Source organism: Aquitalea sp. ASV11 (assembly GCF_016429185.1).
GTDB lineage: Bacteria > Pseudomonadota > Gammaproteobacteria > Burkholderiales > Chromobacteriaceae > Aquitalea > Aquitalea pelogenes.
On record NZ_JAELUD010000004.1, the window covers coordinates 106,151 to 118,246 of the forward strand.

At 59.8% G+C, this 12,096-nt stretch carries 10 protein-coding genes; 7 read left to right on the top strand and 3 right to left on the bottom strand.

The window, feature by feature from the left end:
* Positions 1–15: 15 nt before the first annotated feature.
* Complete coding sequence (locus tag JHD62_RS02915) at positions 16–1,062, top strand: two-component system response regulator (RefSeq protein WP_199101699.1); 1,047 nt, start codon at positions 16–18, stop codon at positions 1,060–1,062.
* 81 nt (positions 1,063–1,143) lie between these two features.
* Here the strand turns inward: JHD62_RS02915 and JHD62_RS02920 are convergent, their stop codons facing one another.
* Together JHD62_RS02920 and JHD62_RS02925 are read right to left on the bottom strand one after the other, a co-directional pair.
* The gene (locus JHD62_RS02920) at positions 1,144–3,015 is read right to left on the bottom strand and encodes a methyl-accepting chemotaxis protein (RefSeq protein ID WP_199101700.1); all 1,872 of its coding nucleotides are present in this window, start codon (positions 3,013–3,015) and stop codon (positions 1,144–1,146) included.
* A gap of 376 nt (positions 3,016–3,391) precedes the next feature.
* The gene (locus tag JHD62_RS02925; protein WP_045844798.1) at positions 3,392–3,667 is read right to left on the bottom strand and encodes an HU family DNA-binding protein; all 276 of its coding nucleotides are present in this window, start codon (positions 3,665–3,667) and stop codon (positions 3,392–3,394) included.
* Between the two features lie 209 nt (positions 3,668–3,876).
* Between JHD62_RS02925 and JHD62_RS02930 the strand changes: the two genes are divergently transcribed.
* Positions 3,877–4,185, top strand: a complete 309-nt coding sequence (locus JHD62_RS02930; RefSeq protein WP_199101701.1) for a LexA family transcriptional regulator — start codon at positions 3,877–3,879, stop codon at positions 4,183–4,185.
* Between the two features lie 135 nt (positions 4,186–4,320).
* Positions 4,321–5,940, top strand: a complete 1,620-nt coding sequence (locus JHD62_RS02935; RefSeq protein WP_199101702.1) for a methyl-accepting chemotaxis protein — start codon at positions 4,321–4,323, stop codon at positions 5,938–5,940.
* A 32-nt stretch (positions 5,941–5,972) separates the two neighbouring features.
* Here the strand turns inward: JHD62_RS02935 and cadR are convergent, their stop codons facing one another.
* Positions 5,973–6,401 (bottom strand): Cd(II)/Pb(II)-responsive transcriptional regulator, encoded by a 429-nt coding sequence (gene cadR / locus JHD62_RS02940; protein WP_199101703.1) that lies wholly within the window; start codon positions 6,399–6,401, stop codon positions 5,973–5,975.
* A gap of 77 nt (positions 6,402–6,478) precedes the next feature.
* On the opposite strand from cadR, the gene JHD62_RS02945 reads away from it, so the two are divergent.
* The 4 genes from JHD62_RS02945 to JHD62_RS02960 all read left to right on the top strand — a co-directional run.
* A complete protein-coding gene (locus tag JHD62_RS02945) occupies positions 6,479–8,743 on the top strand; it encodes a cation-translocating P-type ATPase (protein ID WP_199101704.1) in 2,265 nt (754 codons plus the stop codon).
* A 111-nt stretch (positions 8,744–8,854) separates the two neighbouring features.
* Entirely contained in the window at positions 8,855–9,412 is a 558-nt protein-coding gene (locus JHD62_RS02950) for an antibiotic biosynthesis monooxygenase (protein WP_199101705.1), read from the top strand.
* A 163-nt stretch (positions 9,413–9,575) separates the two neighbouring features.
* Positions 9,576–10,730, top strand: coding sequence for an FIST signal transduction protein (locus JHD62_RS02955; protein WP_199101706.1), 1,155 nt, complete (start codon positions 9,576–9,578; stop codon positions 10,728–10,730).
* The coding region (locus tag JHD62_RS02960; RefSeq protein WP_199101707.1) for an HD domain-containing phosphohydrolase at positions 10,727–12,096 on the top strand (1,370 nt) is incomplete at its 3' end. The genes JHD62_RS02955 and JHD62_RS02960, both read left to right, overlap by 4 nt.

Below are 12,096 nucleotides of genomic sequence, written 5' to 3' on the forward strand. Positions count from 1 at the left end.
GAAAGCCCATTATCCATGGCTGATCTCAGACAACGTCAAAGCATCCTGATTGCCGATGATGTGCCGGACAATATCGAATTGCTGGCCGCCATCCTGGAAGACGAATACACCATCAAGGTGGCACCCAATGGTGAGAAGGCGCTCAAGATTGCCTATTCCGACACCCCGCCGGACCTGATCCTGCTGGACGTGATGATGCCAGGCCTGAGCGGGCATGAAGTGTGCCGCCGGCTGAAGTCCAACCCCGACCGCCAGCACATTCCGGTCATCTTCGTCACCGCCATGTGCTCGGTAGAGGATGAAAAGCTGGGGCTGGAAATCGGCGCGGTGGATTACATCACCAAGCCGATCAGCCCGCCGGTGGTCAAGGCCAGGGTACGCACCCATCTGGCGCTGTATGACCAGGCTCGCGAACTGGAGCGCATGGTGGTTCAGCGCACCAACGAGCTGCTCAGCTCGCGCCAGCAAATCATCCAGCGCCTGGGGCGTGCCGCCGAGTTCAAGGACAATGAAACCGGCAACCATGTCATCCGCATGGCGCACGCCACCCGACTGATCGCCGAAGTGGCGGGCCTGGGCAGCAAGGCGCAGGAAATCCTGCAACTGGCCGCCCCCATGCACGATATCGGCAAGATAGGCATTCCGGACCACATCCTGCTCAAGCCCGGCAAGCTGGATGCTGAAGAATGGAAGCTGATGAAACAGCACCCGCAAATGGGGGCGGACATCATTGGCAGCCACGATGACGAGCTGCTGCAAACCGCCGGCATCATTGCGCTGAGCCATCACGAGCGCTGGGATGGCAGTGGCTATCCGTTCGGCTTGCGTGGCGAGGCCATTCCACTGGCCGGGCGCATCGTGGCCATTGCCGATGTATTTGATGCGCTGCTGTCGGCCCGTCCCTATAAAAAGGCCCTGCCGCTTGAAGAAGCGCTGGACTATATGTACGGCCAGTCCGGCGCGCACTTCGACCCACAACTGATTGCCGCTTTTCGCAAGGCCTTGCCGGAAATCCTGCGGATTCGCGCCAACTATGCCGACGACGAGGGTCAGGGCAACTGAGTGCTGCCGGTTTTCCTGCAGGCAGAAAAAACAAAACCCCCGGCTAGCGGGGGTTTTTCTTTGGGATTGCTGCGTGCGGGCTTACAGCTTGAACTGCGACACCAGGTTACGCAAATCACCACCACGGCGCGACAGGTCCTGAATGATGGTGAGAATGCGTTGCACGTTCTCATCACTTTCCAGTGCCTTGGTGTTGATGCGCTCTGCACTTTGCGCCATCACCGTGGTAGCCGTGCTCTGTTCCTTGGTGGAGCTGGTGATTTCCGACATGCGGCTGGCAATGTCCTGCGTGCTGGCCTTGATGCGGCCCACCTTCTCGGCCGCTTCACGCGACATCGCCACCCCGGTGGCAACACGCTCGTTGGTCTTGCTGGTATGGCCGATTGCCACTTCGGTCTGGCTCATCACGCTGTTGATCATCTGCGCGATTTCCACCGTGGCCGATGCAGTCCGCTCGGCCAGCTTGCGTACTTCGTCCGCCACCACGGCAAAGCCACGGCCTTGCTCACCGGCACGTGCCGCTTCAATGGCCGCATTCAGTGCCAGCAGGTTGGTCTGGTCCGCAATGTCACGAATCACCGCCACAATGCCGCGAATCTGTTCGGAATGCGAAGACAGGTCGCCCATGGCGCTTTGCAGGGCATCCACCGTCTGCACGATGGACTGCACTTCGCGTGCCACTTGCTCCATGGCCTGGTAGGAGTCTTCCGAGTTTTCACGGGTGGAAGCAACCAGCACTTCGGTTTCCCCGGCATTGTCGGCAATGTGGTTGATGCTGACAGTGATCTCTTCGATCGTTGCCGCCGTCGCCGACAGTTCATTGGACTGTACGCGGGAGTCCGAAGCAATGCTTTCGGCGGCCTGATGCAGTGCTGCGGTATCGCGTGCCAGCGCTTCGGCATCGTTGCGCACCGACACAAACATGCCATGCAGCTTGTGGACGAAGGCATTGAAGGCCTCGGCAATCTGGCCGACTTCATCGTGCGAGCGTACCGGCAGGTGCAGGGTCAGGTCGCCATCGCCGCTGGCTACGTTACGCATTGCATCGCGCAGTTCGGTCAGGCCGGACAGCATGCGGGCCACACCGATGGTTGCCAGCAAGGCCACCACCACCACACCGCCAATCAGCACCGCGATCATCAGCTCGATCAGGTGAGTCACCGACACGGTAGCCGCCGCCACCGGTACCACCACGCCCAGCAGCCAGCCGGTCTTGCCCACCGGATACAGCGCAGTCATGCTGGCTTCGCCGTTCAGGTTGATGGTTTGCAGTGTGCCGTCCTTGCTGACGCTGTTCAGATCAAAGCCGGGCATCACTTCGTTGATTTTCTTCATGCCCGAATCCTTGACCGGATGGGCAATCACCGAACCGTCACCGGTAATCAGGAAGGCAAAGCCGTCACCCGGCAGCTTGGAGGACACCACTTCGTCGGCCACACGCGCCAGGGAGACATCCCCGCCGGCCACGGCCACCAGTTGGCCATCTTTGCGCAGGGCCTTGGCAAAGGTGATGATGGGCTTCTTGGTAGCGGCGTCAATGTAAGGCGCAGTAGCAATGGCTTCCTGCGAATTGCTGGCCGCCAGGTACCACGGACGGCCGGTCGGGTCATAGCCCGGAGGCACTGGCGTGGAACCGGTGAATTGCGTCATTTTCTTGCTGGGTTCACCGACATACATGTCATCCAGCTTGCCAGCCACCTGCGACTGGTCAAGGATGGGTTTCATGTCCCCTTCGGTAAAGTGCAGCAAGGCAGAGCCGACGATATTCTGACGAGTGGAAACCCACTCGGTAATGAAGCTGACCTTGTTATTGGCCGTCTGGACAATCTGGTCACTGATGGAAGAAAGCAGTGCTTCTTTCATCTTCCAGTAGGCCACACCGCAGAACAGCAGCGAAATGGCTACCAGAATCATCAGTACAAATGCAAGCATTCTGGAACGGAGAGTACGCATGGAGGATCCTGTTCTTATAATTACTTAAAACCACACATTGCTAGCTGACACGACCGCCTCTGGTGGTCACCGGCGTGCTGCAATGTTCCCGGCTTCAATCCGACACGTCAATACCAATTTCAAATGCATCCGGCATTTTCAACAGGCCGATGCACAATATTGGCATTGATGACGCAATTAACGCTTTGTTTCATGCATATTTATCCCCGACACATCAAATAAAACACTGACTGAATAGATTTATTACTGCTCTCTCTAGTTATTGATCAGTTTCAGGCAACAATCCAGCCCGACACACAAAATAGACCGAACGCATGAAAAAAGGACGCCATGGCGTCCTTTTCATGTCCAATACCGGTCAAGCCGGCATGGCCGATCAGCCGGCTACGGCTTCCTTCAGCAGCTTGATAGGGGTGAACACCACCTTGCGCTTTGCCGGGATCAGCACGGTTTCGCCGGTTTTCGGGTTGCGGCCATTGCGCTCCGCGGTATTTTTCACCTTGAACTTGCCGGTACTGGCCAGCGTGACCTCACCACCGCTGACCAGCTCATCACGAATGGTCTGCTCCAGCGCATCCATGAAGCGCAGGACATCGACTTTGCTGCAGCCGGTTTTTTCGGAAAGAATGGCAATGAGTTGTTGTTTGGTCATGCAAGGCTCCTGCGCCGCAAAAGGTGAATAGTCTCAAGCTGGAAGGTTAACCAGCCAGAGCCTGCTCCAGCAAGGAAAATTTGTCATATCTGCCACAAGGGGCCCTGCCTGCCCTACCTGCTTCAAACTGTTTGCACATGGATATTGACTGCTTGCCCTGTTGGTTTTGATTTTGTACAATTTCATAATCAACAGTGCGGAGCTTCATCATGACAAACACCATGAACCCGGATCAGAGCCAGGCTTTCTATCTGACCATGCCCGACCACTCGCTGAGCGGCGCCGGTATTGCTGCCGGACATATCCTTACCATCGATGCGCAGCGCAGCCCGGTACAAGGCAATCTTGTGCTGGCCGCCGTGGATGGCGAATTCATGGTGCGTCGCCTGCAGCGCAACGGGCAACGGCTATGCCTGCTGGCCGCTCACCCGGACTACCCGCCAATAGAGGCGGATTACGGCCAGGACTTTGCCATCTGGGGTGTCATCAGCCAGCAGGACTGTCACCTTACGGCATAGCAACAGGCCGTAGTCTACGGAGTGCCACTTGTTTGTCATTCGGCAAGAGATTGATTTCCTGTAACTTGTCGCCACAACCCTCCCGTCTATAAAGACAGTATGTCATCCGACACAATTCAGGACAGGGAGCGCTTCGTGAATATTTCGCAACGACTGGCACTGACACTGGGCATTGCCTTGCTGGCATTGATGGGTGTGGGCGGCTTTGGCCTGTATCAGCAACAGCAAGCCAATACCCGCTTCGAATATCTGACTGCCAATACCTTCCCCAGCATCATTGCGCTGGATGAAATGCAGGATGCACTGACCCAGATGCGCACCGGCACCTACCGCCATGTCATTGCGCAAAACGACAGTCAGAAAGAAAAAGACCAACAGGCCATCAATACCCAGGACAAACGCTTTGATGAAGCCGCAGCCCGTTACGAAAAAGACCTGATCGTCAACGCCGAGGATCGCCAGTTGCTGGAGCAGGACCGCAAGCTGGTGGCCAGCTATCGCAGCGCCCGCGATGCCTTGTTGCAGCTGTCACGTCAGCACAAGACCCAGGAAGCCGAGCAAGCCATCACCGGCGGCAATATGCGTGCGGCGACTGCGGCCTTGAGCAAGAACCTGCAGGAACACATGCAATTCAACTACCGGCTGGCGGGCAAGCTGGCCGATGACAACCACCAGGCCTATCAGCAGGCCATCACCATGTCGATTGCGGTCATTGCTGCCTGCCTGCTGGGCTGTGCGCTGCTGGGTGGCAGCCTGTTCCGGCACATTCGCAGCAGCCTGCTGAGCATGCGCAATGTGATGTTCAATGTGCGTGAGGCGCTGGATTTCCGCCTGCGGGTGAAAGTGATGCGCCAGGATGAAGTGGGCGAAACAGCCATGGCATTCAATGCCCTGCTGCAACAATTGCAGGACAGTTTCCAGGATATCCGCCGCAGCGTGGAATCCGTCGACCAGGCCATTGAGGGCATGGCCAGCAACACCACGCAGATTGCCCGCAGTTCCGAGTTGCAAAGCGAAGCTGCAGCCGCCATGGCAGCAGCCATTGAGGAAATGACGGTCAGCATCAACCATGTGTCCGACCGCGCGCTGGAGGCCAACCAGCAAACCAGTGCCGCAGGCGATACCGCCAGCCAGGGCGGACAGGTGATTCTGGCCACGGTAAGCGGCATCACGGCGGTTTCCGAATCCATCCGCCAGGCAGCAAGCCAGGTGGCCAGTTTGCGGCAGGACAGTCAGACGGTGGCCACGGTGATGAACATCATCAAGGAAATTGCCGAACAAACCAATTTGCTGGCGCTCAATGCTGCCATCGAAGCGGCACGGGCCGGTGAAATGGGCCGGGGCTTTGCCGTGGTGGCCGATGAGGTGCGCAAGCTGGCAGAACGCACGGCCAAGTCCACCACGGAAATTTCCACGGTCATCAGCCAGATGCAGCAAGGCACACAGGATGCTGTTGGCAGCATGGAACGCGTGGTGGAGCGCGCCAATCAGGAAGCCGATGCCGCACGCGGTGCAAACAGCGCCATCGAACGCATCCAGGACAATACCCAGCAGGCCAGGGAACTGGTGCATGACATTTCCCACAGCATTTCCGAACAGACCAGCACCAGCACCACCATTGCCCAGCGGGTGGAACAGATTGCCCAGATGGCAGAGGAAAACTCGTCTGCCGCCAGCAGTTCGGCCGATGCCGCACGTGAACTGCACAAGCAGGCCAGAACCATACTCAACACCGTGGCGCAGTATCAGGTGTAACGCTACCCGCTTTGTCCTGCAGCCATACCCGTTTACAGATGGGTATGGCGCTCCGGACGGGCGGCGGTTTCCATTTCGGCCAGACCCTGCAAGATGCCGCAGGCGTCCAGCGCCTGTGTCTGCTGGCAGCGCTGGCGCAGTTCATCCAGCTGCGCTTTCAGTTGCACCAGCTCGGCAATGCGCGTATCCACATGACAGATATGCGCATCCAGCACCTGGTTCACCCCGCCGCAATCGGACTGCGGGTCCTCCATCAGTGACAGCAACTGGTGGATTTCCTCATGCGTCATGTCCAGCGCCCGGCAGTTACGGATAAAGCGCAGCCGTTCCAGATGGCGCTCGCCATAGCTGCGATAGTTGTTGGCCTCGCGTTGTGGCGGTGGCAACAGCCCGGTCTTTTCATAAAAGCGCACGGTTTCGCTGGTACAGTCCGCCAGTCTGGCCAATTCACCAATTTTCATTGCACTCTCCTTTAGCTGTTGACCTTGAAGTTACTACAGGGTGTTAACTGTATGCCAATGCAACACAGGAGACCAGCATGCAAGCCAGCTACCAGCGTGTTCCCGCCCCGCACGACAAACCTGTCCACAGCCATCATGGCCACGGACAGGATGGACACAAGCATGCTGACCACCACCACGACCACTGCTGCGGCAGCACCAGCGCGCCGCTGGAAACACTGGCCGGAGCGCGCAGTGAAGGCGAGCTGACGGTTACGCCCATCCGCATCCTGCAAATGGATTGCCCCACCGAAGAAGCGCTGATCCGCAAACAGCTGGACGCCATGAGCGAAGTTGTCGCGCTGGAATTCCGCCTGATGCAGCGCATGCTCACAGTCACGCACCAGAAGGCAGCACTGCCTGCCATTCTGAGCGCCTTGCGTGAGCTGGGCTTCAACCCGGAAACCGCAGCCGAGGCAGGCACCCTGCCCCCGGCCGATTCCGCAACTGCCCCTGCCCCCTGGTGGCCGCTGGCCACCTCCGGTGTACTGGCGCTGACGGCAGAACTGTGTGACTGGCTGAGCGCACCGGCATGGCTGGCAGCCTTGCTGGCATTGGCAGCGATTGCCATTTGCGGCATCAGCACCTACCGCAAGGGCTGGATAGCACTGCGTCACCTCACCCTCAACATCAATGCCCTGATGAGCATTGCCGTTACCGGCGCGCTGTTGCTGCAGCAATGGCCGGAAGCCGCCATGGTGATGGTGCTGTTCACCCTGGCCGAGCGCATCGAGGCCAGGTCGCTGGAGCGGGCTCGCCATGCCATTGACAGCCTGCTGCAGCTCGCACCGCCCAGTGCCACCATGCAGGCCAGCGATGGCAGCTGGCAAAGCATGCCGGTGGACGACATTCCGCTGGACGCAGTAGTGCGGGTGGCGCCGGGCGAGCGCATTGCACTGGATGGCGTCATCATCAGCGGTCATTCCACGGTCAACCAGTCCGCCATGACCGGCGAAAGCATGCCGCTGGAAAAACAGGCTGGCGATAGCGTCTACGCCGGTACGCTGAACGAAAACGGCGCTTTCGACTACCGCGTCACCGCTGCCGCCAGCGATACCATGCTGGCGCGCATCCGTCATGCGGTAGAGCAGGCACAGGATGCCAAGGCCCCCACCCAGCGTTTTGTCGACCGCTTTGCCCGCATCTATACCCCGACCGTCTTTGCGCTGGCCACCTTGCTGGCCATCCTGCCGCCACTATTGGCGGGGGGCGACTGGCTGGCCTGGATCTACAAGGCGCTGGTGCTGCTGGTGATTGCCTGCCCGTGCGCGCTGGTCATCTCCACCCCGGTTACCGTGGTCAGCGGCCTGGCCGCTGCAGCCCGTCAGGGAATACTGATCAAGGGCGGCGTCTGGCTGGAACAAGGCCGCAAGCTGCGTACACTGGCACTGGACAAGACCGGCACCATTACCCATGGCAAGCCGGAACAGACTGCATGGCAGGCAGTGGAGCCTGAACACGCCAGCAGCTGCCGCAGCCTGGCAGCCAGCCTTGCCAGCCGCTCCGACCATCCGGTGTCCCGCGCCTTGCTGCGCGCGGCAGAGCAAGACGGCATCGCCCTGCAGGAAGTCAGCCAGTTTGGTGCCATCACCGGCCGTGGCATTCACGGGGTGATAGCCGAACGTCAGCTGTGGCTGGGCAACCTGGCGCTGGCCGGTCAGCTTGGCCGGAATACACCCGAAGTTGAGGGTTGGGTAGCTGCCCGTGAGCAAGATGGCAATAGCGTGGTGATGTTGATGGATGAAGAGCGGGTGCTGGCCCTGTTTGCCGTGGCAGACACCATCCGCCCCGCCAGCCGGGACGCCATTGCCCAGCTGCACAAGCTGGGCATCCGCACCGTCATGCTCAGTGGGGACAACCAGCAAACCGCCAGCGCCATTGCTGCTGCTGTCGGCATTGACCAAGCCCATGGCGGACTGCTGCCACAGGACAAGGCCGACATCATTGCCCATCTGGGCCGGGACGGCCTGGTGGGCATGGTGGGGGATGGCATCAATGACGCACCGGCACTGGCACGCGCCGACATCGGCTTTGCCATGGGCGCGATGGGGTCGGATACCGCCATCGAAACCGCCGATGTGGCACTGATGGATGACGACCCCGCCCGCCTGCCCGCATTTGTACGACTATCCCGTGCCACACACACCATTCTGGTGCAAAACATCGTGCTGGCGCTGGGCATCAAGGCGGTTTTCCTGCTGCTGACCCTGCTGGGCATGGGCAGCATGTGGATGGCGGTATTCGCCGATGTAGGTGCCAGCCTGCTTGTGGTGGGCAACGGCTTGCGACTGCTGCGCAAATAGGCATGCAGGCACGCTGCTTGCTTGCTCCATGATCGAAACGCCTCCAACACCCCGGAGGCGTGCCGACCACCCACACCCCGGGTGGCAGGACTTGCCCGCAGGAGCCACATCATGACACCGAGCACACCGCTTACCTTGCTGATCACCCGCCGCATCAAGCCGGCACGCCACGCCGATTTTCACGCCTGGATCCGCCAGGGCGAGAGCCTCGCCAGTGCCGCGCCCGGCTATCTGGGCTCCGGCCTGCTGCAACCGCCGCCGGGCGATGACCACTGGCAAATCCTGTTCCGCTTCAGCGATCAGGCCAGCCTGGATGCCTGGGCAGTCAGCCCGGCACGCCAGGCATGGCTGGCAGCTGGGGAAGAGTTGATCCGGCACAGCAGCGTGCATTGTGCCGAAGGCCTGGAACAGTGGTTTGGTCTGAAAACACCGCCACGCTGGAAGCAGGCGGTGATGATCTGGCTGGTGTTCTTTCCGGTTTCGCTCTGTTTCACCCTGCTCCTGGGCGACAAACTGGCCAGCCTGCCGGTGGTGCTGCGGGTACTGTGCAGCACCCTGATGCTGACACCTGTCATGGTGTTTCTGTTCATTCCGCTCAGCAGCCGCCTGCTGCACAAATGGCTGCAAAGCGATGGCAGTCGACCGACCGGGCTGTCTGCCAAGCCCTGAATCAGCAACAGCCATACTTCCTGACCAGCCAACATGCTGGTCAGGATCAAACTTTGCTGCATTTTTCCCGCCCGACAGCCGGATTGCCGTCGGCAATGGCACTTCCCTCGTTTATGATTAGCTTACTGAGTATTTTCCATGCCTATCATCAGAGAGTTCCGCCATGCCCTCACCCTGGCACAGTTCGCTGGATCCCGCTCAACTGGCAAGCAGCTTGCAAGCCTGGCATGCCGACCACCCCGACCAGCGCCTGCTGGCCTTGCTGGCCGAAGCTGACCGTGAGCAACTGCCAAACCTGCAAACGGCCTGCCTGCATCTGGGCATAGAACTGGCGGGTGGGGTGTTTCCCCGCCTGATCAGCAATCAGGGTTTTGTTGACCATGGCGTCCTGCTGCTGCCCTGCCCTGGCGGCAGCCAAAGCGCTCTGTTGCGCATTCATACCGGGCAAGACCCGGCACAAACCGCGCAACACATGAGCGAGCGGATAACGCAAATGCTGGCTGCGTGGCCGGCAGATCAGGGCAAACCCACCTTGTTCATGATTTTCGATGGCATGCTGCCGGATATCGCGTCCATTCTGGATGCCCTCTACCTGCAACTGGCCGACCAGGTGTTCTACGGCGGGGTGAATGCCGGCAGCGCGCAGTTCCAGCCCATTCCCTGCCTGTTCGACCAATACCAGAGCATGATGCACGGCGTGCTCTGCCTGTTGCTGCCCGCCACGGCCAATCCGGTCATCAACCATGGCTACCCGGCACCGGAGCACACCCTCACCGCCACAGCCACTGCCGGTAACCGCATTTTCCAGATTGACTGGCGACCGGCCTTCGACGCCTACCAGCAAATCGTCAAGCAACAGTTTGGTGCCGAACTGAATCGTGACAACTTCTACACCTTCGGCGTGCATTTCCCGCTTGGCATCATGCTGGCCAACCAGCAATTGCTGATTCGTGTCCCGGTAGCGCTGGAGGATGACGGTTCGGTATTTTGCGTGGGTGAAGTGCCGGAAAACGCCGTGCTGATGATGGTGCAAGCTCCGCCAGTGCCGGGCGATGACTGCGTGCAGCAGGTGCTTGGCACCTTGCAGCAGCGTCATGGCTCGCTGCAAGGTAAAAACCTGCTGAGCTTTTACTGTGCGGGACGCAGTCAGCACTTTGGCCCGGCCGCACTGGAGGAAATCCATGGCCTGATCCGGCACAGCCAGGCCGCCAGCGTGAGCGGGGCGCTGACGCTGGGTGAAATCGGCAGCCCGCATGAATGGGGCTACCCGCTGTTTCACAATGCCTGCATCACGGCCAGCGTGTGGATGGATGCATGAACAAGGACCAGTTGCTTGCTGTACTGTACGACCTGTCTCTCACCATCGGGCGCGAGGTCACGGTTGATGCGCTGCTTACCAAGGTGGTGCAACGCCTGCTGTTTCACACCGGCTGCCCGGTCGGCCTTGTCATTCACCACCCGGATGGACTGGACGCCAACAGCGGCAGCCTGCTGAAAGTGATTGGCGACCATCAACTACAACAGCAAGCCAGCATCGGCATCGCCCTGCCACTGGGGCTGCTGGGCCGCAGCATTCAGGCCGAAACCGACGCCAGTCTGCTACAACGCTTTACCGGTCAGGATCGCTACCGTTACGGCCTGCGCCTGCCGCTGGACCAAACCCACACCATCATGCTGCTAGCACCGGAAACCATGTTGCAGCAGATGCCACTGGAGCATGTATTCCCGCCCATCCTGGCCAACCTGTCCCGCGCCATCAAGCTGTGCAACGACAGCGAACAGCTTGCCATCAGCCTGCAGGCAGAACGCAACCAGGTGATGGTGCAGCTGGACCGGGCGCAACGCTTCAACCAGGCCTTGCTCAATGCCATGCCGATTGCCGTGTTCTACAAGGACGCCAGAGGGCGCTATCTGGGTTGCAACCCGGCATTCTCCCGCACGGTGGGCATGCAGCCCGAGCACATCATCGGCAAGATGCCGCAAGAAGTCTGGCCGGCCGAACTGGCCAGCATGTTTACCCAGAATGATGCCGAGCTGATTGCCAGCCGCCAGCCACAGATGTTCGAGTACGTCATCCGCACCCAGCAAGGCCAGTTGATGGATGTGGTTTACGCCAAGGACCTGTTCTACGACGAGGACAACAATATTGCCGGCATCATTGGCGCCTTCATCGACATCAGCGGGCGCAAGAAGGCGGAGGAATCGCTGCGCCAGTCGCTGATCCAGGCCATCAGTGCCCTGTCATCGGCCATGGTGCACCGCGACATGAGCACGGCTGGCCACGAAGTACGTGTCAGCGACCTTGCCGTTGCCATCGGCCGCCAGCTGGGGCTGGATGAACACCAGCTGGAAGGACTGGGCCTGGCGGCCATGGTGCATGACATCGGCCAGATCCAGATTCCATCTGAAATCCTCACCCGGCCACGTCGCCTGAATCATGAGGAATTCGAACTGGTCAAGCTGCACGCCGAAGCCAGCCACGAAATCCTGAAGGACATTCAGTTTCCCTGGCCCATTGCCGAGATTTCCTGGCAGCACCATGAAAACATGGACGGCAGCGGTTATCCGCGCGGTTTGCGCGGCGATGAAATCCTGCTGGAAGCACGCATCATCCACGTCGCCGACAGCATGGAGGCCATGATGTCGCATCGCCCCTTCCGTCGCCAGCTGGGTCAGGCCCAGGC

Bases quoted from the DNA above. Each gene is read 5' to 3' on its own strand.
- JHD62_RS02915 (WP_199101699.1), top strand. From the start codon at position 16: ATGGCTGATCTCAGACAACGTCAAAGCATCCTGATTGCCGATGATGTG.
- JHD62_RS02920 (WP_199101700.1), bottom strand. From the start codon at position 3,015: ATGCGTACTCTCCGTTCCAGAATGCTTGCATTTGTACTGATGATTCTG.
- JHD62_RS02925 (WP_045844798.1), bottom strand. From the start codon at position 3,667: ATGACCAAACAACAACTCATTGCCATTCTTTCCGAAAAAACCGGCTGC.
- JHD62_RS02930 (WP_199101701.1), top strand. From the start codon at position 3,877: ATGACAAACACCATGAACCCGGATCAGAGCCAGGCTTTCTATCTGACC.
- cadR (WP_199101703.1), bottom strand. From the start codon at position 6,401: ATGAAAATTGGTGAATTGGCCAGACTGGCGGACTGTACCAGCGAAACC.
- JHD62_RS02945 (WP_199101704.1), top strand. From the start codon at position 6,479: ATGCAAGCCAGCTACCAGCGTGTTCCCGCCCCGCACGACAAACCTGTC.
- JHD62_RS02950 (WP_199101705.1), top strand. From the start codon at position 8,855: ATGACACCGAGCACACCGCTTACCTTGCTGATCACCCGCCGCATCAAG.
- JHD62_RS02955 (WP_199101706.1), top strand. From the start codon at position 9,576: ATGCCCTCACCCTGGCACAGTTCGCTGGATCCCGCTCAACTGGCAAGC.